24 protein-coding genes and 1 tRNA gene are annotated in these 24,048 nt (G+C 70.1%); 12 read left to right on the forward strand and 13 right to left on the reverse strand.

Translation table 11 applies throughout. The features are described from left to right. Nucleotides 1–6: 6 nt before the first annotated feature. Nucleotides 7–1,512, reverse strand: coding sequence for a fused MFS/spermidine synthase (locus tag AB6A69_RS06210; protein WP_371060125.1), 1,506 nt, complete (start codon nucleotides 1,510–1,512; stop codon nucleotides 7–9). Between the two features lie 142 nt (nucleotides 1,513–1,654). Between AB6A69_RS06210 and AB6A69_RS06215 the strand changes: the two genes are divergently transcribed. Then, a tRNA-Arg gene (locus tag AB6A69_RS06215) sits at nucleotides 1,655–1,731 on the forward strand. 87 nt (nucleotides 1,732–1,818) lie between these two features. On the opposite strand, the gene AB6A69_RS06220 is transcribed toward AB6A69_RS06215, so the two are convergent. The 4 genes from AB6A69_RS06220 to AB6A69_RS06235 form a co-directional block, all read right to left on the reverse strand. Continuing rightward, nucleotides 1,819–2,556 carry a glutamine amidotransferase gene (locus AB6A69_RS06220; RefSeq protein WP_371060126.1) on the reverse strand — a complete coding sequence of 246 codons (738 nt, stop codon included), beginning with the start codon at nucleotides 2,554–2,556 and terminating at the stop codon, nucleotides 1,819–1,821. A gap of 64 nt (nucleotides 2,557–2,620) precedes the next feature. Further along, complete coding sequence (locus AB6A69_RS06225) at nucleotides 2,621–3,844, reverse strand: CoA transferase (protein ID WP_371060127.1); 1,224 nt, start codon at nucleotides 3,842–3,844, stop codon at nucleotides 2,621–2,623. Between the two features lies 1 nt (nucleotide 3,845). After that, nucleotides 3,846–4,703: a MaoC family dehydratase N-terminal domain-containing protein gene (locus AB6A69_RS06230; protein WP_371060128.1), complete on the reverse strand. Its 858-nt coding sequence runs from the start codon at nucleotides 4,701–4,703 to the stop codon at nucleotides 3,846–3,848. Between the two features lie 160 nt (nucleotides 4,704–4,863). Continuing rightward, nucleotides 4,864–5,433 carry a YcbK family protein gene (locus tag AB6A69_RS06235; RefSeq protein WP_371038969.1) on the reverse strand — a complete coding sequence of 190 codons (570 nt, stop codon included), beginning with the start codon at nucleotides 5,431–5,433 and terminating at the stop codon, nucleotides 4,864–4,866. 358 nt (nucleotides 5,434–5,791) lie between these two features. Between AB6A69_RS06235 and AB6A69_RS06240 the strand changes: the two genes are divergently transcribed. From AB6A69_RS06240 to AB6A69_RS06255, 4 genes are read left to right on the forward strand one after another with little or no spacing between them, the layout of a single operon-like run. Then, the gene (locus AB6A69_RS06240) at nucleotides 5,792–7,402 is read left to right on the forward strand and encodes a murein L,D-transpeptidase (RefSeq protein ID WP_371060129.1); all 1,611 of its coding nucleotides are present in this window, start codon (nucleotides 5,792–5,794) and stop codon (nucleotides 7,400–7,402) included. Between the two features lie 27 nt (nucleotides 7,403–7,429). After that, the gene (gene lpxD / locus AB6A69_RS06245; protein ID WP_371060130.1) at nucleotides 7,430–8,521 is read left to right on the forward strand and encodes a UDP-3-O-(3-hydroxymyristoyl)glucosamine N-acyltransferase; all 1,092 of its coding nucleotides are present in this window, start codon (nucleotides 7,430–7,432) and stop codon (nucleotides 8,519–8,521) included. A gap of 31 nt (nucleotides 8,522–8,552) precedes the next feature. Next, nucleotides 8,553–8,816: an acyl carrier protein gene (locus tag AB6A69_RS06250; protein WP_371038966.1), complete on the forward strand. Its 264-nt coding sequence runs from the start codon at nucleotides 8,553–8,555 to the stop codon at nucleotides 8,814–8,816. A 19-nt stretch (nucleotides 8,817–8,835) separates the two neighbouring features. Next, nucleotides 8,836–10,044, forward strand: a complete 1,209-nt coding sequence (locus AB6A69_RS06255) for a beta-ketoacyl synthase (RefSeq protein WP_371060131.1) — start codon at nucleotides 8,836–8,838, stop codon at nucleotides 10,042–10,044. A 160-nt stretch (nucleotides 10,045–10,204) separates the two neighbouring features. Here AB6A69_RS06255 and mnmA read toward each other — a convergent pair whose 3' ends face one another. Next, nucleotides 10,205–11,350, reverse strand: a complete 1,146-nt coding sequence (gene mnmA, locus AB6A69_RS06260) for a tRNA 2-thiouridine(34) synthase MnmA (protein ID WP_371060132.1) — start codon at nucleotides 11,348–11,350, stop codon at nucleotides 10,205–10,207. A 119-nt stretch (nucleotides 11,351–11,469) separates the two neighbouring features. Here mnmA and AB6A69_RS06265 point away from each other — a divergent pair, with 119 nt between their 5' ends. From AB6A69_RS06265 to AB6A69_RS06285, 5 genes are all read left to right on the forward strand, one after another. Further along, nucleotides 11,470–11,748 carry a DUF1153 domain-containing protein gene (locus AB6A69_RS06265; RefSeq protein WP_371038963.1) on the forward strand — a complete coding sequence of 93 codons (279 nt, stop codon included), beginning with the start codon at nucleotides 11,470–11,472 and terminating at the stop codon, nucleotides 11,746–11,748. 95 nt (nucleotides 11,749–11,843) lie between these two features. After that, nucleotides 11,844–12,566 carry a response regulator transcription factor CtrA gene (ctrA, locus tag AB6A69_RS06270; RefSeq protein WP_371060133.1) on the forward strand — a complete coding sequence of 241 codons (723 nt, stop codon included), beginning with the start codon at nucleotides 11,844–11,846 and terminating at the stop codon, nucleotides 12,564–12,566. A gap of 75 nt (nucleotides 12,567–12,641) precedes the next feature. Further along, nucleotides 12,642–14,918 (forward strand): NAD-dependent DNA ligase LigA, encoded by a 2,277-nt coding sequence (ligA, locus tag AB6A69_RS06275; RefSeq protein WP_371060134.1) that lies wholly within the window; start codon nucleotides 12,642–12,644, stop codon nucleotides 14,916–14,918. Next, complete coding sequence (gene recG / locus AB6A69_RS06280) at nucleotides 14,915–17,005, forward strand: ATP-dependent DNA helicase RecG (RefSeq protein ID WP_371060135.1); 2,091 nt, start codon at nucleotides 14,915–14,917, stop codon at nucleotides 17,003–17,005. The genes ligA and recG overlap by 4 nt, the downstream gene beginning before the upstream one ends. Before the next feature lie 102 nt (nucleotides 17,006–17,107). Then, nucleotides 17,108–17,230, forward strand: a complete 123-nt coding sequence (locus AB6A69_RS06285) for a hypothetical protein (RefSeq protein ID WP_371038959.1) — start codon at nucleotides 17,108–17,110, stop codon at nucleotides 17,228–17,230. Between the two features lie 197 nt (nucleotides 17,231–17,427). Here the strand turns inward: AB6A69_RS06285 and AB6A69_RS06290 are convergent, their stop codons facing one another. Then, complete coding sequence (locus AB6A69_RS06290; RefSeq protein WP_371038958.1) at nucleotides 17,428–17,880, reverse strand: iron-sulfur cluster assembly scaffold protein; 453 nt, start codon at nucleotides 17,878–17,880, stop codon at nucleotides 17,428–17,430. A 67-nt stretch (nucleotides 17,881–17,947) separates the two neighbouring features. On the opposite strand from AB6A69_RS06290, the gene hisI reads away from it, so the two are divergent. After that, nucleotides 17,948–18,307 carry a phosphoribosyl-AMP cyclohydrolase gene (gene hisI, locus AB6A69_RS06295; RefSeq protein ID WP_371038957.1) on the forward strand — a complete coding sequence of 120 codons (360 nt, stop codon included), beginning with the start codon at nucleotides 17,948–17,950 and terminating at the stop codon, nucleotides 18,305–18,307. 11 nt (nucleotides 18,308–18,318) lie between these two features. On the opposite strand, the gene gluQRS is transcribed toward hisI, so the two are convergent. The 4 genes from gluQRS to AB6A69_RS06315 are packed head-to-tail and all read right to left on the reverse strand — an operon-like array spanning nucleotide 18,319 to nucleotide 22,034. Beyond that, entirely contained in the window at nucleotides 18,319–19,209 is an 891-nt protein-coding gene (gene gluQRS / locus AB6A69_RS06300) for a tRNA glutamyl-Q(34) synthetase GluQRS (protein WP_371060136.1), read from the reverse strand. Beyond that, nucleotides 19,206–19,820, reverse strand: a complete 615-nt coding sequence (locus tag AB6A69_RS06305) for a class I SAM-dependent methyltransferase (RefSeq protein ID WP_371060137.1) — start codon at nucleotides 19,818–19,820, stop codon at nucleotides 19,206–19,208. Before AB6A69_RS06305 ends, gluQRS begins: the two co-directional genes overlap by 4 nt. A 22-nt stretch (nucleotides 19,821–19,842) precedes the next feature. Continuing rightward, nucleotides 19,843–21,198: a methylenetetrahydrofolate--tRNA-(uracil(54)-C(5))-methyltransferase (FADH(2)-oxidizing) TrmFO gene (gene trmFO, locus AB6A69_RS06310; protein ID WP_371060138.1), complete on the reverse strand. Its 1,356-nt coding sequence runs from the start codon at nucleotides 21,196–21,198 to the stop codon at nucleotides 19,843–19,845. Between the two features lie 50 nt (nucleotides 21,199–21,248). Then, on the reverse strand, nucleotides 21,249–22,034 hold the full coding sequence (locus tag AB6A69_RS06315) for an enoyl-CoA hydratase (RefSeq protein ID WP_371038953.1): 786 nt from the start codon (nucleotides 22,032–22,034) through the stop codon (nucleotides 21,249–21,251). A gap of 57 nt (nucleotides 22,035–22,091) precedes the next feature. On the opposite strand from AB6A69_RS06315, the gene AB6A69_RS06320 reads away from it, so the two are divergent. Continuing rightward, nucleotides 22,092–22,529: a PaaI family thioesterase gene (locus AB6A69_RS06320; protein ID WP_371060139.1), complete on the forward strand. Its 438-nt coding sequence runs from the start codon at nucleotides 22,092–22,094 to the stop codon at nucleotides 22,527–22,529. A gap of 99 nt (nucleotides 22,530–22,628) precedes the next feature. On the opposite strand, the gene speE is transcribed toward AB6A69_RS06320, so the two are convergent. Then, the gene (gene speE, locus AB6A69_RS06325; protein ID WP_371060140.1) at nucleotides 22,629–23,474 is read right to left on the reverse strand and encodes a polyamine aminopropyltransferase; all 846 of its coding nucleotides are present in this window, start codon (nucleotides 23,472–23,474) and stop codon (nucleotides 22,629–22,631) included. Beyond that, nucleotides 23,471–23,992: an adenosylmethionine decarboxylase gene (gene speD, locus AB6A69_RS06330; protein ID WP_371060141.1), complete on the reverse strand. Its 522-nt coding sequence runs from the start codon at nucleotides 23,990–23,992 to the stop codon at nucleotides 23,471–23,473. Before speD ends, speE begins: the two co-directional genes overlap by 4 nt. Between the last annotated feature and the right edge of the window lie 56 nt (nucleotides 23,993–24,048).

Below are 24,048 nucleotides of genomic sequence, written 5' to 3' on the forward strand. Positions count from 1 at the left end.
TGATCCCTAGCCCTCCGGGCTCGCGTCGTGTCCGACAAGCCGGTCGATGGGGGAGTAGTCGTCGGTCAGCACCCCTGCGCCCGTCTCGCGCAGCAGATTATCGAGGAACGCGTCGGACAGGACGGCGAAGCGGGTCGGCGCGGGCGCGGGCACCGTGAAGGCCGAGAAGGCGGAGGGCGCCGCGCCTGCCGCCAGCACGAAAACCCGTCGCTCGCCCGGTGCGGGCGGGGTGGCCTCGGTCCAGATCTCGACCGACGGGAAGACGGCGCGCAGCGTGGCCACGATCGCGGCCAGCGCGTCGAGACGGTGCTCGAAATCCACGACATTCATCAGGTAGACCCCGCCGGGCGTCATGCGCTCGCGGACCAGCTCGAAGAATTCCCGCGTCACGAGATGGGCCGGCACCGCGATGTCGGTGAAGGCATCGCCCACGATCACGTCGTAGCGCGCGGGATCCTCGCGCAGCGCGCGGCGCGCGTCGGCATGAAGGATGCGCGCGCTCTCGGGGTCGAACCAGAAATCGCGCGCCGCGGTGCGGGTCACCGCGGGGTCGATCTCGGCCACGGTGATCGGCCCCGCGGCGCGCGCGGCCCAGGCGCGCGGCACCGAGTAGGAGCCGCCGCCGATGAAGAAGCTCGAGAATTCCCGGCCCTCCATGCGCCCCCGCGCGATGCGGTCGAGCATTGCGGTGTACTCGGTGAACATCACCAGCGGCGCGTCGCGCGCGCTGATGCCGTGGGCCAGGTGGTCGAGCACCATCAGGTTCACGGGGCGGGCGGCGTCGGCGGCGATATCCACGGTGCGGATGCAGTAATACTGGCTTTCCGTGTCGCAGACGGCGGCGCGCGCGAGGCCGGTCGCGGCCAGCGCCACGGCCGCGGCGCCGGCGAGGGTGGAGCCCGCGCCGGGACGCACGCGCCCCATCCAGAAGCAGAGCGCGGCGGATCCCACGTAGAAGACCGTGACCACGGCGAGGGTGAGCGTCGAGCCGAGCCAGGCGATGAAGACGAACCCCGCAAGCAGCGTGCCCGCGATCGCGCCGATGGCGCCCGCGGCGAACATCGCGCCGAGCGCGGGGCCGGACCGGTCGCTTTCGCTCACGGCGATCTGCGCGAGCACCGGCGCGGGGATGCCCGCGAAGAGAGACGGCAGGAAGAAGACGGCCGCCGCGAGCGCGGTGATCCCGGCAACCGGGTGGCCGGAGAGCGCCAGCACGGGATCGGCCACGAGCCGCAGCAGCGCGACCGCCGCGCCCGTGGTGAGCGCCGCTGCGATAAGCGCCCAGCCCGTGCGCCGCAACGCCCCGGGCGCCGGGTGCTCGGCGATCCGCCCGCCCCACCAGTGCCCGGCAGAGAACCCTGCGAGCACGACCGCGATGATCGCCGTCCAGGTGTAAAGCGACATGCCGACATAGGGCGCCAGCATCCTCCCGGCGACAATCTCGACCACGAGGCTCGCGGCCGACACCCCGGCCTGCAGGATCACAAGAAGGGACAGCGGCGCACGGATCATCGGCACGAACCTCGTCTTCGGGGGAGTGGCCGACAGTTACGCGGTCGCCGCGCCTCGCGGCAAGGGCAAACCGGTGGGCGGCCCCGGGGGTCAAGTTTGGGTTTGCAGGGCCGCGCGGTTTTGCCTATACGGCTCGTCGCAGGCACCCGTAGCTCAGCTGGATAGAGCGCTGCCCTCCGAAGGCAGAGGCCATAGGTTCGAATCCTATCGGGTGCGCCACCTTTCCCGCCTTTCAGTTTGGCCGGCCCCGGCTCGCGCCTGGCACGACGCGCTGCTTGCGGGCGCTGTCGGCGCGTGCCGCGCGCGTCAGACGCCGTATCGCGCGACGAAGTTCCGCAGTATGCGCTCGGGCCAGGTGACGGCGGCCGCGCGGCAGGCGATGGTCAGGGCATCGGCCTCCTCGGGATGGAAATAGCCGCGCTCGCGGTAGATCCTGATCCTCAGCGCGAACACCTCGCCGTCGGCTTCGGGGTGGAATTGCGTGGCGTAGACGTTGCGGCGGTGCCGGACCATCTGGAACGGGCAGGGGCCCGACGTCACCAGCGCCGCCGCGTCGTTCGGAAGCGCCTCCATCGCTTCCTTGTGGCCCACGAGCGCGGCGAAGCTGTCGGGCAGGCCGTCGAGCAACGGATCGCCCCGCCCGTCGGGCGTCACCTCGCAGGCCACGGCGCCGACCGGCTCTGCGTAAAGACCCTTGCCCACCGGGGCGCCGAGATGCCGGCCGAGGATCCCGATCCCGTAGCAGCAGCCAAGAAAGGGCAGGTCGCGCGCGCAGATCTCCGGCATGAGGCCAAGGACCGCGGCCTCGATCCGCGCCTCGACCGGCGCCTTCTCCTCGGGCGGGTCGCTCACGCAGCCGGGCCCCCCGCCCACGATCACGCCGGCATAATCGTCGAGGTCGAGGTCGGCCGGAAGCGCCTCCTGGTCGAGCCGGACGCGCCGCGCGCGGTCGGGCGCGATCCCGCCCTTGTCGAGGAAGGCGCGGTATTCGTCGTCGGCGACCTCGGTCTCGGGGCGAAGCTGGAGGATCAGGAAGGGTTTCATCGGGCTCTCCTGGCGCGGGGAACGAGAGTGCCGCGTGCCGGTCCGGCAGGCAACCGCATGCCGTTCAGGCGGCGGGCACGGGGCCGCCCACCACGCCCTTGTCGAACAGCCGTCCGATCTCGCCCGAAGAAAGCCCGGCCACATCGGCGAGCACCTCTTCGGTGTGCTGGCCCAGCTGCGGGGCCGGCGCGGGATCCGCGCGCCGTGCGGCCGAGAACGCGAAAGGGCTTTGCGGCGTCAGAAGCTCGCCGATGCCCGGCTGATCGATCCGGGTGAAGAGCGGGTTCTCGGTGGAAAGGTCGGGGTCTTCCTCCATCGCGGTACGGAAATCGCGGAAGACCGACCAGGCGACGCCCGCCTTGTCGAAGGCATCGGCGAAATCGGCCACCTTCCGCGCCGCGAACCAGGGTTCGAGGATCGCGGTGATCTCGTGGCGCGCATGCCAGCGCTCGCCTTCCTGCGACAGGTCGCGGCCGAGTCTCCGGCCGAGCGCGTCCATCTCCTCCGCGGTTCCGGTGACGTCGAGCAGGCCGCGCCACTGGCGCTGCGTCAGCCCGACCACCATCACCCGCCGCCCGCAGGCACAGACGAAGTCCTGCCCGTAGGCCCCGTAAAGCGCGTTGCCCGCCTTTGGCCGGCTCTGGCCGGTCAACTCCGTCTCGCCGAGAATGCCGAGATTGCCGAGCATCGCCGCGGCCACGTCCTTGAGCGCGATCTCCACCTGCTGGCCGCGCCCCGTGCGCAGCCGCGCCCGTTCCGCCGCGAGAAGCCCCGCCACCGCCATGTTGCCCGCGATGCAGTCCCAGGCCGGGAGGACATGTGCGACCGGATCGGTCGAGCCCTCGGGCCCGGTGGCGTCGGGAAAGCCGAGCGACGGGTTGACGGTGTAATCCACCGCCGCGCGCCCGTGGCGGTCGCCGGTGAGCGTCAGCATCACGAGGTCGGCCCGGTGCCGGGACAACGTCTCGTAGTCCATCCAGCCGCGCACCCGGAGATTAGTCAGGAAAAGCCCCGCATCCTCGCCGGGCGCGGTGACGATGCGGGTGATGAGCTCCCGCCCCTCGGGGCTTTTCATGTCGACCGCGACCGAGCGTTTGCCCTTGTTGAGCCCCGCCCAGAAGAGCGAGCGCCCGTTCGGCGCCACCGGCCAGCGCCGCGCGTCGAGCCCGCCCTCCAGCCGGTCGAAGCGGATCACGTCCGCACCCATCTGCGCCAGTGTCATGCCCGCGAGCGGGATGGCGACGAAGGCGGAGCCCTCGACCACCCGCATGCCATTCAGGATCGCCATGTCATTCCTCCCATTCGGCGGTGGCCTGCATCCCCTGGTGGCCGGCGGCCGCCACGGTGCAGAGGCTCAGCCCCGGCGCGTCCTCCCCGCGCCAGGCGCAAAGCCCGATGTCCTCCCCGGCGAACATCGGATGCACGCCGCGAAAGCTGAAACGGTCGGGTGCGCGGCCCGCGACCTCTGTGGCGAGCGCCATGAGGCACATGGCCTGCATGGGCCCGTGCACCACGAGGCCGGGATATTTTTCCACCCCGGTGGCGTAGGGCAGGTCGAAGTGGATGCGGTGCGCGTTGAAGGTCGCGGCGGAGTAGCGGAAAAGCCGCGCCTCGGTCATCGGCACTGTCAGCTTCGCCTCGCATCGCGTTGGGGCCGGGATCTTTTTCGGGGGAGAGAACGCTGTCGGCATCGGCATGTAGACGATGTCCTGCCGCTCTTCCACGGCCAGGCCCGACGGTCCGGAGAGGCGGTGCTCCACCGTGACGAAGATCATCTCGCCGCGCTCGTTCTCGACCTGCCGGATGCGCGCGATGCGCGACTGGCGCCGCACCTCGTCGCCGACGGCGAGCCCGGCGTGGAAGCGCAGCGCCCCGCCTGCCCACATGCGCCGTTCCAGCGTGATGGGCGGCAGGAAGGCCCCGCGCTCGGGGTGGCCGTCGGGGCCGAGGCGGTCCATCGGTGCCGCGGGATGGAAGAGACCCCAGTGCCAGAGCGGGGGCAGCGGCGTGCCGGGGGCGGGATCGGGCGGCGGCGTGCCGGGCAGGTCGGAGAGCGTGCAGGCCATCATCGACACGGCGGCCGGGCTTGCGGTGTCACGGTCTTCGCGCGTGCGCCCGACCCAGGCGTCGTAATCCGGTTCGCTCATCCTGCCGACGCTCCTCCCTTCGTCGTGGCGCCCGGCATAGCGAAGATGATTGGCCTTTCCTACGAATACTTATGTGCACAATTCCGCGGCCGGGCTGCCCCGAAACGAGAAGGGGCGCCCGCTGGCGCCCCTTGCGATACCGGCTTTCGCGTGCGTCGCCTCAGCTGCCCCAACTGCGCACCGGGCCGCAGTCCATGTGCACGAAGTTGGAGCCCGTGTAGCGCCCCACGCCGCCGCCCTTGCAGGCAAGCGCCGCGCGCGACAGCTGGCTGACCGAACGGGAGTTCAGGCGCACGTCCGCCGCTTCCCCGCGCAGGTGGCGCGAATTCTTGGCGACGCCCGATCCGCGCGAGCGCAGCATGGCGTTGGTCTGCGGGCTGCGGTAGCCCGAGATCAGCATGTAGGGTTCGGAGGTGTCCATCATGTTGTGCGCGGCGGCAAGGATGTCGAGCGTGCGAAGGTCGATGGCCTTCACGTCGTTGCTCCGCCAGTCGCGCATGAACAGGTTGATCTCTTCCACGGCGTCGCGGATGTAGTTCCCGTCGATCCAGTAGATCATGTCGATCCGTTCGCCGGTGCGTCCGGAATACATCCGCAGCCGGCGGACGTCGCCGCCGCCGCGCAGGAAGCCCGCCGCGCTGGAATAGGTGGGCGCCGCCGCGACTGCCGTCGCCGCGAAAGCCGCCAGAACGCCGCGCCGCGAGAAAGTGCCGTTCGGTTTTTCCGTCATGTTAAGCCGCCTGTCCGTCGCCTCGTGCCGGGCGCGTCGTTGCGCGCCCGATCTTGCCCAGTTCTTTCCCCAGTAAGGTTCGTATCGCATGGCGGGGATGCGCCACCAAGGGGTGATTCTGGCTAAGCTCTTGTAAACAGGGATTTCGGCAAGTTTTCGCTCAGCCCTTGCGTCAAGCTGCGTCGGCCCGCCCGTGCAAGGCCACGACATCGCAAGGGATTTTTCGTCCGGCCACGCGAATGTGTCTGGACAGGGCGCAGCCATCCCGCATCCTGCGAGCCGGGATCTGCGGCGCGCGCCCGCGGGTCCCGATATGATTGAAGATGCCTGCGATTTCACGACGCGAGGAGCCTCGACGATGACCCTGACCTGCCTTCGCAAACGCCTTGCAGAGGCTGCCCTCGCCGTTCTTCTGGCCGCCGCGCTCCCGGCAGCGGCGGAACCGCTTACCGCCTACAAGCAGGCGCTCGCCGAGACGGCGTCGCGCGACGGCGACCTCGCGGCGGTCTACCGCGCGCGGGATTACGCGCCGATCTGGACGGGCCGCGAAGAGATCCATGCCGCCCGCCGCGCCGCGCTTCTCTCCGCGCTGGAGAACGCGCATCTTCACGCGCTTCCCGCCGCGGCCTACCGCGCCGACGAGGTGCGCGCCCGTCTCGCCGACACGCGGTCGGCGCGCGACCTGGGCGAGATCGAGGCGATGCTGTCGCGGCTGTTCCTCGTCTATGCGCGCGACGTGCAGACAGGCGTCGTCGAGGATCCCTCCGACATCGACCGCGCGATCGTGCGCGACATCGCCCGGCGCGACCGGCAGGAGTTGCTGAACGCGCTCGCCGAAGCGGAGAACCCGCGCGCCTTCTTTCGTGGCCTGCCGCCGCAAAGTGCGGACTACGCGCGCCTGATGAAGGCGCGGATGCAGCTTCTGGGCACCGTCGCGCGGGGCGGCTGGGGGCCGGCCGTGCCCGAGGGCGCGAAGCTCGAACCCGGCGACACCGGGCCCGCGGTGGTCGCGCTGCGCGACCGGCTCGTCGCCATGGGCTACCTCGACCGCACGCCCGCGCGGGACTATACCGCCGCACTCGCCAAGGCCGTCCGCCGCTTCCAGCAGGATCACGGGCTGGAGCCCGACGGCATCGCCGGCCCCTCGACGCTGGAAGAGATCAACGTGCCGCCTGCCCGGCGGCTGAGGTCCGTGGCGGTGGCGATGGAGCGCGAGCGCTGGCTCGACCCCGACCGCGGCGCGCGCCACATCCTGGTGAACCTCACCGATTTCTCGGCGCGCATCGTGGACGATGGCAAGGTCACCTTCGAGACCCGCGCCGTCGTGGGCGCGAGGAACGCCTCCAAGCCGACCCCCGAGTTCTCGGACGCGATGGAGTACATGGTCGTCAACCCGTCCTGGAACGTGCCGCGCTCGATCATGGCGCGCGACTACCTGCCGAGACTGCAGCGCAACCGCAACGCGGCCTCCTACATGCAGCTCGTCGACAGCCGGGGGCGGGTGGTGAGCCGCAGCAGCGTGAACTTCAACGCCTACAGCGCGCAGAGTTTCCCGTTCCGCCTGCGCCAGCCGCCCTCGCCGCGCAATGCGCTGGGGCTGGTGAAGTTCATGTTCCCCAACCCTTACGCCATCTATCTGCACGACACGCCCGACAAGCACCTGTTCGACCGCGAGGTGCGCACCTACTCGAGCGGCTGCGTACGTCTTCAGCAGCCCTTCGAATTCGCCTACGAGCTTCTGTCGCGGCAGACCGACGATCCCCGGGGCCTTTTCCACGCAAGGCTCGACACGGGCAACGAAACGCGGATCGACCTCGAGACGCCGGTGCCCGTGCACCTCGTCTACCGGACGGCCGTGACCACGGCCAAGGGGGGCCTGCAGTTCCGCCGGGACATCTACGGGCGCGACGCGCGGATCTGGGACGCGCTCGCGGCCGCGGGGGTGGCGCTCGGCGCGGCGGAGGGCTAGAGAAGCCGGGCAGGGCCCGGAGGAGTCATGAGCCACACAATTGCCGATATCGCCGCCGCGCTCGGGCTGGAGGCCTTCGGCGATACGGCCATCGCGGTGACCGGGGCGGCGGAGCCCGCGGATGCGGGCCGCTCCGACATCGCCGTCGCCATGAACCCCGCCTATGCGGAGCGCCTTGCCGAAGGCGCGGCGCGGGCCGCGATCCTCTGGTCCGGCGCGGACTGGCAGGCGCTGGGGCTGGAGGCCGCGATCGCCGCCCCGCGTCCGCGGCTCGCGATGGCGGGTCTGACCGCGATACTCGACCGCGGGCAGGGCTATGCCCCCGGCATCCACCCGAGCGCGGTGATCGATCCCTCGGCGGAAATCGGCGCCGAGTGCAGCATCGGCCCGCTTGCCGTCATCGGCCCCGGGGCGCGCATCGGGCGCGGCACGACCGTGGGGCCGCAGGCCTTCGTCGGGGCGGAGGCGGTGCTGGGCGAGGGCTGCGCGCTGCGCGAGGGCGTGCGGATCGGGGCGCGGGTGCGCCTGGGCGCCCGCGTGATCCTGCAGCCGGGCGTGGTGATCGGCGGCGACGGGTTTTCCTTCGTGACGCCCGAGGTTTCCGGCGTGGAGCGCGTGCGGGAGTCCCTCGGCGATCAGGGCGAGATCGCGCCGCAAAGCTGGGTGCGCATTCATTCCCTGGGCGGGGTGAGCATCGGCGACGACGTGGAGATCGGCGCCAACTCCTGCATCGATCGCGGCACGATCCGCGACACCGCCGTCGGCGCGGGCACGAAACTCGACAATCTCGTGCAACTGGGCCACAACGTCGTGATCGGGCGCGACTGCCTGATCTGCGGCCTCGTCGGCGTGGCAGGGTCATCGGTGGTCGGCGACAACGTGGTGCTGGGCGGGCAGACGGGCATCAGCGACAACCTGACCGTGGGCGACGGCGTGATCACCGGCGGGGGCACCAAGGTTCTGTCGAGCATCCCGGCCGGGCGGGTGATGCTTGGCTACCCGGCGACGAAAATGGATGCGCAGATCGAGACCTACAAGGCGCTCCGCCGGCTGCCGCGTCTCGCCCGGGAGGTCGCGGCGCTGAAGAAAGCGGTTTCAAAGCTCGGAGCGAACGACTAGATCGGCGCCGAGCGCAAGGAAGGGGCGTGCCATGAGCGGTGTGCGGGACAAGGTGATCGAGATCATCGCCCAGCAGGCGGTGCTGGAGCCTTCCGACGTGTCGATGGACAGCACGCTCGAGGAGCTCGGGATCGACAGCCTGGGCCTTGTCGAGAGCATCTTCGCGATCGAGGAAGCCTTCGACATCTCCGTCCCCTTCAACGCAAACGATCCCCGGGAAAGCGATTTCGACATCTCGTCGGTGGCCTCCATCGTGGCCGGGATCGAGCGGCTCGTCGCAGAGCAGCACGCGTGAGCGGCCGGGACGGCGCGCGATGAACCGGGTGGTCATCACCGGGGCGGGCACGATCAATCCGCTCGGGCACTCGGTGCCGGAGACGCTCGAGGCCATGCGCGAGGGACGTTGCGGGATCGGCCCGCTCGAGTTCCGCGACGTCGAGCGGCTTTCGATCCGGATCGGCGGGCAGGTGAAGGGGTTCGAGGCGGAGGGGCATTTCAACCGCCAGCAGATGGCGCTTTACGACCGCTTCACGCAATTCACCCTGATCGCCGCGCGCGAGGCGATCGGGCAGGCGGGGCTGGAATTCGCCGGCGAGATCGCGGCGACTGCGGGGGTGGTGCTCGGCACCGCCGGGGGTGGCGTGTCCACCTGGGACGAGAATTACCGCAGCGTCTACGAGGACGGAAAGAACCGCGTGCATCCCTTCGTGGTGCCGAAGCTGATGAACAACGCGGCCGCCTCGCATGTGTCGATGGAATACAATCTGAAGGGGCCTTCCTTCACCGTCTCGACCGCCTGCGCCTCCTCGAACCACGCCATGGCGCTGGCCTTCCAGATGGTGCGGCTCGGCATGAGCAAGGTGATGGTGACCGGCGGCTCCGAATCGATGATGTGTTTTGGCGGCGTGAAGGCGTGGGAAGGCCTGCGCGTGATGAGCCGCGACGCCTGCCGTCCGTTCTCGGCCAACCGCAACGGCATGGTGCAGGGCGAGGGCGCGGGCGTGTTCGTGCTGGAGGAGTACGAGCACGCGCGCGCGCGCGGCGCCGAGATCCTCGCCGAGGTCGTGGGCTTCGCCATGACCTCGGACGCGGCCGACATCGTCATGCCTTCCAAGCAGGGGGCGGCGCGGGCCATGTCGGGGGCGTTGCGCGACGCGCGCGTCCCGTTGGAGAGCGTGGGCTACATCAACGCCCATGGCACCGGCACCGCCGCCAACGACAAGACCGAGTGCGCCGCCGTCGCCGACGTCTTCGGCCCGCACGCCGATCACCTGATGATCTCTTCGACGAAGTCCATGCACGGCCACCTGATCGGCGGCACCGGCGCGGTGGAACTGCTGGCCTGCATCATGGCGCTTCGGGACGGGGTGATCGCGCCCACCATCGGCTACGAGGAGCCCGACCCCGAATGCGCCCTAGACGTGGTGCCCAACGTCGCGCGCGAGGCCGAGGTCGAGGTCGCGGTGTCGAACGCCTTCGCCTTCGGCGGTCTGAACGCCGTGCTGGCGCTGCGCAGGGTGTGACGCCGGCGCGCGCGTGCCGCGCGCATCGTGTCGAGGCGCGTTCCGCGCCGGCGAGGGGCGCTGCCCCTCGCGCTCCCCGGAGTATTTTCACCAAGAAGAAGCAGGAGCGGTGCGTTTTCGATGGTCTGCCGGCACGGCCCGTGCGGCCGGACCCTGCCCGTCAGCGTCCGCGCCAGATCCAGCCGCCGCCCAGCACGCGGGTGCCGCCCGTTTCGTAGAAGACACAGGCCTGGCCGGGGCTCACGCCTTCCTCGGGGGCGAGAAGCTCCACCTCCGCCTCGGTCTCGGAGACCGGGCGCAGGATCGCCTCTGCCGGCGGGCGGGTGGAGCGCACGCGCACGGACACCGCGCGCTCCGCCTCGTCGGTGAAGGCGCCGTCGCCGATCCAGTTCACCTCGCGCACGGGCACCTTGCGGGTGGCGAGCATGGTTTTCGGGCCCACGATCACGCGCCGCCCGTCGACGTCGAGCTTCACGACGTAGAGCGGCTCGTCGAGGCCGCCGATGCCGAGGCCGCGGCGCTGGCCGATCGTGTAGTGGATCACCCCGCGATGTTCGCCGAGGACGCGCCCGTCGGCGTGCACGATCTCCCCGGGCTCCGCCGCGCCGGGGCGGAGCTTCTCGATCACCGCGGCGTAGTCGCCGTTCGGCACGAAGCAGATGTCCTGGCTGTCGGGCTTGTCGGCCACGGGAAGGCCGTAGCGCGCGGCGAGCGCGCGGGTTTCGTCCTTGGAGGTGAGATGCCCGAGCGGGAAGCGCAGATAGCCGAGCTGCTCCCGCGTGGTGGAGAACAGGAAGTAGCTCTGGTCGCGCGCGCCGTCGGCGGCCATGTGAAGCTCGGGCCCGCCGGGGCCGGTCTTGCGCCGGATGTAATGGCCCGTGGCCATGCAGTCGGCGTCGAGGTCCTTCGCGGTCTCCAGCAGGTCGCGGAACTTCACCCGCTCGTTGCAGCGGATGCAGGGCACGGGCGTGGCGCCGGCAAGGTAGCTGTCGGCGAACTCGTCGATCACCGCCTCGCGGAACGTGTTCTCGTAGTCGAGCACGTAGTGCGGGAAGCCCATCGCCTCGGCCACGCGGCGCGCATCGTGGATGTCGCGGCCGGCGCAGCACGCGCCCTTCTTCGCGAGCGCCGCGCCGTGATCGTAGAGCTGCAGCGTCACGCCCACGACGTCGTAGCCGTCCTCGGCGAGGCTGGCGGCCACGACGGAGCTGTCGACGCCGCCGGACATGGCGACGACCACGCGCGTCTCGGCCGGCGCCTTGGGCAGACCGAGGGAGTTCAGCTCTGGGTGACGGTCGAGGGGCATAATGCGCTCCTTTGAAGCCTGCGAAATATAGGAAAATGCGCCGTACTCGCAACCCTCGCGTTTCACCGGCTGTTAAACGCGCCCGCGCGAAGTTAGCCGCGTCAAGGAGAGTGAGGCGGATGTATCTGAAAAAGGTGGATGGCCCGCGAGCCGTGACGCTTCCCGACGGGCGCGTGATGACCCGCGCCGACCTGCCACCCGCCAACACGAGCCGGTGGGTCGCGTCGCGCAAGGCCGCCGTCGTCCGGGGCGTGACCTGTGGGCTGATTTCGCGCGCTGACGCGCTGCGGCGCTATGGCCTCAGCGACGAGGAGTTCGACGGCTGGGTGGCCGCGGTGAAGGAACATGGCGAAAGCGCCCTCAAGGCGACGGCGCTCAGAAAATACAGACAACTTTAGATTGCGGGCGCGCGCGTCATGCTTATGATAACGGTACATTAACCTTTCTTGTTCACGGTGCGTTTCATCCGGAGCGAAGGAATGGAGCCTGGCCGATGCGCGTGTTGCTGGTGGAAGACGATCCGACGACGTCGAAGAGCATCGAGATGATGCTGACCCACGCGAACCTGAACGTCTACTCCACCAACCTGGGCGAGGAGGGCATCGATCTCGCGCGGCTTTACGATTACGATCTCATCTTGCTGGATCTCAACCTGCCGGACATGACCGGCCACGAGGTCCTGCGCCAGCTTCGCACGGCGCGCATCGCCACGCCGATCCTGATCCTGTCGGGCTCCGACGATACCGAGAGCAAGATCAAGGGCTTCGGCTTCGGGGCGGACGACTACATGACGAAACCGTTCCACCGCGACGAGCTCGTGGCGCGCATCCACGCCATCATCCGCCGCTCCAAGGGCCATTCCCAGTCGGTGATCCGGACGGGGAAGGTGGCGGTCAACCTCGACGCCAAGACGGCGGAGGTGGACGGCAAGCCCGTCCACCTGACCGGCAAGGAATACCAGATGCTCGAGCTCCTCTCGCTCCGGAAGGGCACGACGCTTACCAAGGAGATGTTCCTCAATCATCTTTACGGCGGCATGGACGAGCCCGAACTCAAGATCATCGACGTGTTCATCTGCAAGCTGCGCAAGAAGATCGCCGAGGCGACGGGCGGGGCCACCTACATCGAAACGGTGTGGGGGCGGGGCTATGTCCTTCGTGACCCCCAACCCGAGGCCAGTGACGTCGTGGCCCGGTCGTTCGCCGCGAACGCCTGATCGCGCGACGCCCCCACTGGACCGCGCGGGCCTGCGCGCCTATCACTTCTCCCGGATTGCAGTCGGGAGGCGCGGGTGGCCCCGAAAGACCCTGAAGCGACGCCGGTCGAGGCGCTGAGCCGGGACGAGGCCGCGACCGAACTCCAGCGCCTTGCGCAGGCGATCGCGCGGGCGGATGCGGCCTATCACCGCGACGACGCTCCCGAGATCAGTGACGCCGACTACGACGCGCTCAAGCGGCGCAACGCCCGGATCGAGGCGCGTTTTCCCGACCTCAAGCGCCCCGACAGCCCCAGCGAGCGGGTGGGCGCGCCCCCCACCGAAGGCTTCGCCAAGGTCGTTCATTCGGTGCGGATGCTTTCGCTCGCGAATGCCTTCGACGACGAGGAAATCACCGAGTTCGACGCCCGCATCCGGCGCTATCTGGGGCTCGCCGCCGACGCGCCGCTGGCCTACACCGCCGAGCCCAAGATCGATGGGCTGAGCCTTTCGCTGCGCTACGAGGCCGGGGGGCTCGTGCAGGCGGCGACGCGCGGTGACGGCACCGAGGGGGAGGACGTGACCCGCAACGTCCGCACCATCGGCGAGATCCCAGAAAGGCTGGAGGGCGGCCCCGATCTCCTCGAGGTGCGCGGCGAGGTCTACATGGCGCATGCCGATTTCGAGGCGTTGAACGCGCGCCAGGAAGCGGCGGGCCAGAAACGCTTCGCCAATCCGCGGAACGCCGCGGCGGGCAGCCTGCGCCAGCTTGACCCTTCCGTCACCGCCGGCCGCCCGCTCCGCTTCTTCGCCTATGGCTGGGGCGCGCTCTCGGCGCCGCTCGCCGAGACGCAGATGGGCGCGATCGAGCGTCTCTCGGCGCTTGGCTTCCCGACGAACCCTCTCACCGCGCTCTGCGACGGACCCGGCGAGATGCTTGCCCGCTACCGCGAGGTCGAACGGCGCCGCGCCGCGCTTGGCTATGACATCGACGGCGTCGTCTACAAGGTGAACGACCTTGCGCTGCAAGAGCGGCTCGGCTTCCGGTCCACCACGCCCCGCTGGGCCATCGCCCACAAGTTTCCCGCCGAACTCGCCTGGACGCAGCTCGAGGCGATCGACATTCAGGTGGGCCGCACCGGCGCGCTTTCGCCCGTGGCGCGGCTGGTCCCGGTCACGGTGGGCGGGGTCGTCGTGTCAAACGCGACGCTGCACAACGAGGATTACATCGCGGGGCGCGATTCGCAGGGCAACCCGATCCGCGACGGAAAGGACATTCGCGTGGGCGACTGGGTGCAGGTCTACCGCGCCGGCGACGTGATCCCGAAACTGGCGGACGTGGATCTCTCGCGCCGGCCGGAGGGCGCCACCGCCTATGTCTTCCCGACGAGCTGCCCCGAATGCGGCTCGGACGCGATCCGGGAGGAGGGGGATTCGGTGCGCCGCTGCACGGGCGGGCTGATCTGCCCCGCTCAGGCCATCGAGAAGCTGAAGCATTTCGTCTCGCGCGCGGCCTTCGATATCGAGGGGCTGGGCGCGAAGCAGGTGGAGCAGTTCTACCTCCTGGGCTGGATCCGCGAACCCGCGGACATCTTCACCCTCGCCGCGCGCGACGCGGCGGGCGAGAAGGCGCTGGTGGCGCCGCAAGAGGTTCTCGCGGGCCTTCACGACGAAGAGCGCGGCGAAGCGCGGGAGCGCCTCGCCGATGCGCTGGGGCTCGAGGGATTCGACCGCGAGGAGGTCGCACGGACCTTCGAGCGCCGCAGCCGCACGCCCCTCTCCGAGCAACTCGGCTGGGGTGAAAAGAGCGTGAGAAATCTCTTCGATGCCATTGAAGAGCGTCGTGAAATTCCCATCGAACGAATGATTTTCGCGTTGGGCATCCGGCATGTCGGCGAGACGGCGGCACAGCTTCTGGCGCGCCACTATGGCCGCTGGGAGGCGTTCCTTGCGGCCATGGACGCGGCGACGGACCAGGCCGGCCCGGCCTGGGACGATCTGCTGTCCATCGACGGGGTGGGCGCGGTGCTCGCCCGCTCGCTCGTCACCTCCGTGACCCAGGATGCCGAGCGCGCCTCCATCGACCGGCTGGCCCGGGAACTGACCGTGCTGGAGGCGGAGCAGCCCGACACGGAGGGCAGCCCGGTCGCGGGCAAGACCGTCGTCTTCACCGGCACGCTGGAGAAGATGACCCGCGCCGAGGCCAAGGCGCGGGCGGAAAGCCTGGGCGCCAGGGTGTCGGGCTCGGTCTCGGCAAAGACCGATCTTCTGGTTGCCGGCCCGGGCGCGGGCTCCAAGGCGAAGAAGGCCACCGAGCTCGGCGTCGAGATCATCGACGAGGACGATTGGCTGAAGCTGATCGGCGCCGCATGAGCACGCGGCCCGAGCCGCTCTTCCCGCTTTTCGCAGAGCTCGAGTCGCTGGACGGGGTCGGCCCCAAGACCGCCCGGGCCCTGGCGCAGATGGGGGTGGAGCGGCCGCGCGACCTGCTCTTCGCGCTGCCGCACTCGGTGATCGACCGGCGCCGCCGCGACACGGTGCAGGGCGCGGAACTGCCCGCGGTTCTGACGGTCGAGGTGACGGTGGGCACGCATCGCGCGCCGCGCCAGCGCTCGGGCGCCTACCGCGTGCAGGTCGAGGACGCGGCGACGGGCTTTCAGCTCGTCTTCTTCCACGCCCGGCCGGATTACCTGCAACGCGTCCTTCCGCCCGGAAGCCGCCGGATCGTCTCCGGCAAGGTGGAATTGTTCGACGGCATCGCGCAGATGGTCCATCCCGACCACATCCTGCCGCCCGAGGAGGCGGGCGAGATGCCGGAGTTCGAGCCGGTCTATCCGCTCACCGCCGGGGTGACGCAGAAGACGATGGCGCGCGCCGTGCGGGCCGCGCTCGCCCGCGCGCCGGACCTGCCCGAATGGATCGACCCGGTGCAGAAGGCGCGCGCGGCCTGGCCCGGCTGGCGCGACGCGCTCGCCGCCGCCCACGCGCCCGAGGGGCACGTGGATCTCGCGGCCACCGCGCCCGCGCGCGAGCGGCTCGCCTATGACGAGTTCATGGCCCATCAGCTGACCCTCGCGCTGGCCCGGGCGCGGCTGCGGCGCGGCAAGGGGCGGGAGACCCACGGCACCGGAGCCTTGCAGGCGAAGGTTCTGGAAAACCTGGAGTTTCGCCCGACCGCGGCCCAGACCCGCGCGGTCGAGGAGATCGCCGCCGACATGCGCGCGCCGCGGCGGATGAACCGGCTTCTCCAGGGCGACGTGGGCGCGGGCAAGACGCTGGTGGCCTTCCTCGCCCTGCTGATTGCGGTGGAGGCGGGCGGGCAGGGCGTGATGATGGCGCCGACCGAGATCCTCGCCCGCCAGCACCTCGAGGGGCTGCGCCCGCTCGCCGAGGTGGCGGGTGTGCGGCTGGAGATCCTCACCGGGCGGGACAAGGGCGCGACACGCCAGGCGAAGCTCGTCGCGCTCGCCGAGGGCGGGATCGACGTGCTGGTGGGCACCCACGCCGTTTTCCAGAAGGATGTGGCGTTCCACGACCTGCGGCTCGCGATCGTGGACGAGCAGCACCGCTTCGGCGTGCGCCAGCGGCTGGAGCTTGGCCGCAAGGGCGCGCGGGCCGATGTTCTGGTGATGACCGCGACGCCGATCCCGCGCAGCCTGTCGCTGGCGCAGTACGGCGACATGGACATCTCGCTGCTTGACGAGAAGCCGCCGGGCCGCCAGCCGATCCGCACCGCCATGGTTTCCACCGCGCGGGGCGAGGAGGTGGTGGACCATCTGCGCCGCGCCGTGGCCGATGGGCGGCAGGCCTACTGGGTCTGCCCGTTGGTTGAAGAGAGCGAGGCGGTGGACCTCATCGCCGCCGAGGACCGGTTCGGCCGGCTCCGCGCCGCGCTCGGTGAGGGGGTGGTGGGCCTCGTCCACGGGCAGATGCCGCCCGAGGACAAGGACGCGGCGATGGCGCGGTTCCAGTCGGGCGAGACGAAGGTGCTGGTCGCCACCACCGTGATCGAGGTGGGCGTGAACGTGCCCAACGCCACGATCATGGTGATCGAGCGCGCGGAGATCTTCGGCCTTGCCCAGCTTCACCAGCTGCGCGGCCGGGTGGGGCGGGGGAGCGGGGCCTCGACCTGCCTTCTGCTCTACCAGGCGCCGCTTTCGGACTCCGCGGCGCGGCGGCTCACCACGCTGCGCGACACCGAGGACGGCTTCCGGATCGCCCAGGTGGACCTCGAGATGCGCGGGGCGGGCGACCTTATCGGGACGGCGCAATCCGGCCTGCCGCGGTTTCGCGTGGCGGAGGTGGAGCGGCAGGCCGCGCTGATGGCGATCGCCCAGTCCGACGCAAGGCGCCTGCTGGCCGACGACCCGACGCTGGAGACGGCGCGGGGCCAGGCGGCGCGGACGCTTCTGTGGCTGATGGGGCAGGACGAAGCGCTTCGCCTGATCTCCGTGGGCTGATGGCCGCGAGCGGAATGTTCGCGAATGTTCCTAAAAAGTTCTTTACAAGGCGGGTGGGGTGTGAGAACAAAGGGTCAACGAAGCCATGCAGGAGGCACCGCCATGATGACCCAGATCGCCGACATTCTTCGCCGCCAGCCGGCGGCCGTCGTCGAGGACATGGCCGGTGTCGTCGCGCTCGCCGTCATTCTTGTCGGCGCGCTGCACCTGCCGGGGCTCGTCTGATCTGCCTCGCGGTCCGCGAATGAAAGGCTCCCTGCGCATCCTGTCCCCAAAACGCGCGCCTGCCGACTAAATCCAGTCGCGGAAGAGACGCACTCTTCCGGCCAGAGCCTGACCTGTCCCCAAGCACGCGGACTGCACTTCACCGCCGCCTTCCTCATGGAAGCGCGGCGGTTTTTTTAAGGGGGTCGCCTGCGCGCTCAGGCGCAGTGGGCCGCTTCGGCCTGCGCCGCCGCCTCGGCTGCGGCCTCGATCGCGAGAAGGATCGAGGCGTGGCGGTTCTTGTAGTCGCGGGCGGGGCGCAGCACCTCGAACCCGTCGAAGGGCGCGTCCGGCACGGGACCGTCGGATTTCAGCATGGTCCGGAGCGCGTCGCGCGCGGCCTCCAGCTCCGGCCGGCTGCGCCCGATCACCGCCGCGCCCAGCACGGCCGCCGCCGCCTGGCCGAGCGCGCAGGCCTTCACGTCCTGACCGAAATCGGAGACGCGCCCGTCGGTCATGGTCAGGTCCACCGTCACCGTGGAGCCACAGAGCGGCGACCGTTTCCTGACGCTCGCGTCCGGGTGATCGAGCCGCCCCCGGTGCGGAATATCCGCTGCGAGCGCGAGAATGCGCCCGGAATAAAGCTTCATCAGGTCGTCGTCGCCAGCCATGGCCTTCCTCTTCGGCGCTTTCGGAAATAATTAGGTCCCCGCGCCAGAGATGCAAAGGATTTGCGCCATGCCCTTCGATCCCGCGACGCTTCGCTACAACGAGGCCGGCCTCGTTCCCGCCATCGCGCAGGAGGCGCGGACCGGCGAGGTGCTGATGCTGGCCTGGATGACCGCGGAGGCGGTCGCCCGCACGCTCGAGACGGGGCGCGTCACCTACTGGTCGCGCTCCCGCGGAGAATTCTGGGAGAAGGGCGCGACCTCGGGCCATGTGCAGGAATTGGTGGAGATGCGGGTGGATTGCGACCGTGACTGCCTGCTGCTTCTGGTGAACCAGACGGGGCCGGCTTGCCACACGGGGCGGCGAAGCTGCTTCTACACGGCAGTGCGCGACGGGGACGAGGTCGAGATCCTGACGCCGCAAGGCTGAGGGCGCTCAGCTCACGGGCGTCTTTCCGCCAATGCGATCGACGGTTGCAGGCCGACCATCATGCGAATGTCCGCGGGGCTGCGGCCGTCGGCGCGGTAGGTCGCGATGGCGCGCGCGTCGTCGCGCTTGGCGAGGCGGCGGCCGGCCTCGTCGCGGATCAGGCGGTGGTGATGGTAGACCGGCGTGGGCAGCCCGAGAAGCCGCTGGAGGAGCACGTGGATCGCCGTCGCGGGGGCGAGGTCCGCGCCGCGGATCACATGGGTGATCGCCTGGTCCGCGTCGTCGAGCACGACCGAGAGGTGATAGGACGCGCCCATGTCCCGGCGCGCGAGCGCCACGTCGCCGATGCCCGCGATCAGACTCTCGGGGTCGAGGGAAGGCGGCTCCGCAAGGCCCGTTTCCTCGAAGCCGAGCGGGCGCGCCGCGACACCGGCGAGGTCGAGCGCGCGCGCCATGTCGAGGCGCAGCGCCGGGCCTTCGGGCAGCGGTCCCGCGCGCGGCGCGTCGGCTCGGCAGGTGCCCGGATAGACCCGCCCGTCCGGCCCGAGGAGCGGCGCGCCCTCCTGCGGTGCGGCGGCCGCGGCCTCGATGTCGCGCCGGGTGCAGGTGCAGGGGTAGAGAAGCCCGCGCGCCCAGAGATCGCCAAGCGCCGCGCGGTAGCGCGGGATGCGGTCGGACTGGCGCATCACGGGCGCGTCCCACGTGATGCCGAGCCAGCCGAGGTCGTCCTCGATCTGGCGGGCCCAGTGCGCGCGGGCGCGGGCCTGGTCGATGTCGTCGAGGCGCAGCAGGAAGGCGCCGCCCGCCGCGCGCGCACGATCATGGGCCAGCAGCGCGGAATAGGCGTGGCCGAGATGCAGCGGGCCTGTCGGCGATGGGGCGAAACGGGTCCGAAAGCTCACTTTCGTTCAAGCACATAGACGCGGGAGTTGAGATCGCGCGCCGGCAGGTGCGGGCCGTAGTCGCTGACCAGAAGCCGCGCTGCGCCCGTGTCCGTCCACTCGGAGACATGGGCTTCGTAGGATCGATTCTCGAGCGTGTGATCGTTGAAGGAAAACGTGAAGAGCCCCCCGGGCTCTAGCAGCGCCATCAGCCGATCGAAGACCGCCAGCGGCGCCGCGCCCGCCCCGATCACCCCGATGGCCGCCACGGCAGCGTAGCGGCCGCGGCGGTCCGACAGGTCGTCGTCGAATCCGATGCGGTCGAGGCACCTGTAGGCGCCTTTCCCTTGCGCCTCGGCCAGCATCTCGTCGGAGACGTCCACGCCGTCGATCGTCGTGAGGCCCGCCGCCCGCAGCGCCGCGCCCGACAGCCCCGTGCCGCAGCCGAAATCGAGCACCGGCGCGGAGCGGTCGCCCATATGCGCGGCGAGCGCCTTTGCGGTGCGGGCGGGCGTGGCGTAGCCGGCCGAGCCCAGCTCGGTATCGTAACTCGCGGCCCAGTCGTCGTAGAGGGCGCGGGTCTCTTCCATGCCGGAAACGTCGTAGACCTTGTCGAGAAACTTCTCGGGCATGGCGCAAGGATAACCTGCGCGATCAGGCCGCGTCCAGCGCCGTCTGGGTCAGCCAGGCAGTCCAGGCCGCCTTGGCGCGGTCCGTGTAGGCCTTGTAGCGGTCGCGGCGCCCGCGACGTCCGCCCTTCACGCCGTCGAGAGGCCGGAAGAGCCCGAAATTCACGTTCATTGGCTGGAAGCTTTTCGCTTCCGCACCCCCGGTGATGTGGTGCACGAGCGCGCCCACGGCGCTGTCGGGCGGCGCGGCGGGCAGCCGGCGGCCCAGGATTTCCGCAGCGGCGAGCTTCCCCGCGAGAAGCCCCATGGCCGCGGATTCGACGTAGCCCTCCACCCCGGTGATCTGGCCCGCGAAGCGGATGTGGGGCCGCGCACGCAGGCGCAGTTCCGCGTCAAGCAGCGTGGGCGCGTTCAGGAAGGTGTTGCGGTGGATGCCGCCGAGACGCGCGAAGCGGGCGTTTTCCAGGCCTGGAATCATGCGGAATACATCGGTTTGCGCGCCGTACTTCATCTTCGTCTGGAAGCCCACCATGTTGTAGAGTGTGCCCAGCGCATTGTCGCGGCGCAGCTGGACCACCGCCCAGGGCTTCTTTTCGGGCTTGTGCGGATTGGTCAGGCCGACGGGTTTCATCGGCCCGTGGCGCAGCGTCTCGCGCCCGCGCTCGGCCATCACCTCGATGGGCAGGCAGCCGTCGAAATAGCCCGCCGTCTCGCCTTCGTGGAACTCGGTCTTGTCCGCGGCGACGAGCGCGTCGATGAACGCCTCGTAGCGCTCGCGGTCCATCGGGCAGTTGAGATAGGCCTGCCGCTCCTCCTCCGTCTCGCCCTTGTCGTAGCGGGACTGCCGCCAGGCCACCGACATGTCCACCGAATCGGCATGCACGATGGGCGCGATCGCGTCGAAGAAGGCCAGCGCGTCCGCCCCCGTGATCCGCGCGATCGACTGGCCGAGCGCGGAGGATGTCAGCGGCCCGGTCGCCACGATCCAGCGGCCCTCGGGCGGCAGTTCCGTGATCTCGCCCGTGGCGAGCGTGACATTGGGGTGCGCGGCGAGAGCCGCCGTCACGTCCCTGGCGAAGGCATCGCGATCCACGGCGAGCGCGCCGCCCGCGGGCAGGCGGTGGCGGTCGGCCATCGCCATGACGAGACCGCCCGCCTCGCGCATCTCCCAGTGGAGGAGCCCCACGGCGTTCTGCTCGTCATCGTCGGAGCGGAAGGAATTCGAGCACACCATCTCTGCCAGGTGGGCCGTGCGGTGCGCGAATGTGCCGGTCTCGGGGCGCATCTCGTGGATCACCACGGGAACGCCCATTCGGGCGGCCTGCCAGGCGGCCTCTGATCCGGCCATGCCGCCGCCGATGATGTGAAGCGTCTCGGTCATGGGCATCGATCTAGGCGCTCTGGCGCGCGATGTCACGGGGCGCGGATCGTTTACTGCGCCCAGTCCGGCGCGCGCTTTTGCAGGAAGGCGTTGATCCCCTCGTCGGTATCGCGGTCGAGCATGTTCTCCACCATCGCCGCGCCGGTGAAGGCGTAGGCCTCGTCGAGCGGCATCTCGGACTGCGCGTAGAAGCCGCGCTTGCCGATTTTGACCGCGGTGCCGAGCTTGGCCGCCACGGTCCCGGCGAGCGCGGCCGTCTCCTCGGCGAGCGAGTCCTGCGGCACGACGCGGTTGACAAGGCCGAGTTCCCGGGCACGGGTGGCGTCCACGAACTCGCCGGTCACCAGCATCTCGAAGGCGTGTTTCAGCGGCACGTTCCGCGTGAGAGCCACCATCGGCGTCGAGCAGAAGAGCCCGATATTTACTCCGTTCACGCCGAAGCGCGTGCCTTCGGCCGCCACGGCCATGTCGCAGGACGCGACGAGCTGGCAGCCCGCGGCGGTGGCGATGCCGTGGACCTGCGCGATCACCGGCTGGGGCACGTCGCGAATCGTCTGCATCATGCGGCCGCACCGCTCGAAGAGATCGCCGAAATAGCCCGCGCCGCCATCCTCGGACTGGCGGCCGGCCTGCATCTCCTTCAGGTCGTGACCCGCGCAGAAGGCCTTGCCCGCGCCCGAAAGCACCACCGCGCGCACGCCACGATCCTCCTTCAGCGCGTCGAACTCCGCCTGAAGGGCGGCCAGCATCGCGTCGGACAGCGCGTTCAGCCGTTCGGGCGCGTTCATCGTCAGATGCGCGACGGCGTCACGGTCGGTACGATCCAGAAGTGCCATCTTGTCCTCCTCGCCTCTTCGCGGGAACTCTATGCGCCAAAGGGGCAGGAGGAAAGCATGGCGGTCAAGATGGACGCGGGCGCGCTCACGCAGTTTTTGCGCCGCGAGTTCCCGCAGGTGGCGGAGGAGTTCGTGATCGAGCGGGTGGCCGAACGCGAGATCGACGTCCGCCTCGCCGTGGCCGAGCGGCATCTGCGCCCCGGCGGCACCGTCTCGGGGCCGTCGATGTTCGCGCTGGCCGACGTGTCGGTCTACCTCGCGCTTCTGGCGATGATCGGGCCGGAGGCGCTGGCGGTCACCACCGGCTGTTCGATGGATTTCATGCGCAAGCCCGCGGCCGGGCGCGACATGATCGCGCGCTGCCGCCTGCTGAAGCTGGGGCGCACGCTGGCGGTGGGCGACGTGCTGCTTTTCTCGGAAGGCGCGGAAGAGCCCGTGGCGCGCGCGAGCATGACCTACTCGATCCCGCCGCGACAGGGGCGCGCCGCGGGGTAGGGGGGCCGTCGGCCCCCCTCGCCCCTCGCGGGGCTCACCCCCCCGAGAGTATTTGGGCCAAGAAGAAGCGGGGGCGGGGGCGCGCGCCCGGCGTCGGGCTCAGGCCAGCAGGCGCCGGACGTAGCCCGGCAGGGCGAAGGCCGCCTTGTGCACCTCGGGCGTGTAGTAGTCCGTCGCGATCCCGCTCTCGGCGAAGCGCCCCTCGAGCACGTCGAGCGGCGTGGCGCGCGCGTCCCCGTCGCTGCCCCAGCCGAAGGCCATGGGGCCGCCGGCATAGGTCGGGATCGTGGCGAGGTAGCAGGCCGGGTCGGCGAAGAGCGCCCGGAAGGCGCCCATCGTGCCGATCAGCTCGTCCGGTTGCAGGAAGGGCACGCCGTTCTGGGTGACGAGGATGCCGCCCTCCGCCAGGCGCCGCTTGGCGTGGCCGTAGAAGCTGTCGGTGAAAAGCACATCGCCGGGTCCCACGGGATCCGTCGAATCGATGATGATGACGTCGTAATCCGGGCCGTCCGCGCGCATGAATTCCGCGCCGTCGGCGATCACCAGCTCGAGCCGCGGGTCGTCGAAGGCCCCGGCGGAGAGCATCGGCAGGTATTCCTTCGAGAAGGCCACGACGCCGGCGTCGATCTCGACCATGGTCAGCCGGGCGACGCCGGGGTGCTTGAGCACCTCGCGCGCCATTCCGCCGTCGCCGCCCCCCACGATGAGCACGCGCCGCGCCGCGCCATGGGCGAGGATCGGCACATGCGTCAGCATCTCGTGGTAGATGAAATTGTCGGCCTCGGTGGTCTGCACCACCCCGTCGAGCGTCAGCACGCGGCCGAAGGTTGCGTTCTCGAAGACCTGGAGGCGCTGGTGGTCGGTTTCGCTGTCGTAGAGCAGCCGCTCCACGCGCAGGGCCTGCGCGTGGTCCCGGTGCAGCGTCTCGCGCATCCAGCCGGTCATGCCGCGATGCCCGCCTCGGCCACCACGCCCTCGCCGCGGCGCAGTTCCCTCACGCGGACGTCCGACGTGGCGAAGGCCGCCTTCAGGACATCGACCGCACGCCATGGCCGGGCGTCGCCGCACATGAAGACGTCGAAGGCGCCGTAGCCGATCTCGGGCCAGGTGTGCACGCTGATGTGGCTTTCGGCCAGCACCGCCACGCCGCTCACGCCCTGGGGGCTGAACCTGTGCGTGTGGATGTGCAGCAGCGTCGCGCCGCAGCGGTCCACGCAGTCGTGGAACGCCTGCGCGATCCGCGCCTCGTCGTCGAGGCCATGGCCGTTCACCACCTCGATGATGAGATGCGTGCCCGCGAAGACGGCGCCGTCGTGGCGGATGAAATGGTCCTCGCGCGTCTCGTCGAAGAGATCCCGCGCGGGTGTTTGGATGAAAGGCACATTGGTGCCTGTGTCGGTGTCTTCCGCTTGGGCGCCTGTCTCCAGACCGATCCCCAGTTGGAAGAGGTTGGCGTCCTTCATGGCGCTCCCCTTCTAGCCAGCAGATTGAATCCAGCGGTCCCTTAGCGCCCCCCCGG

The organism is Rhodosalinus sp. 5P4, assembly GCF_041365695.1.
In the GTDB taxonomy this organism is placed as follows: Bacteria; Pseudomonadota; Alphaproteobacteria; order Rhodobacterales; family Rhodobacteraceae; genus Rhodosalinus.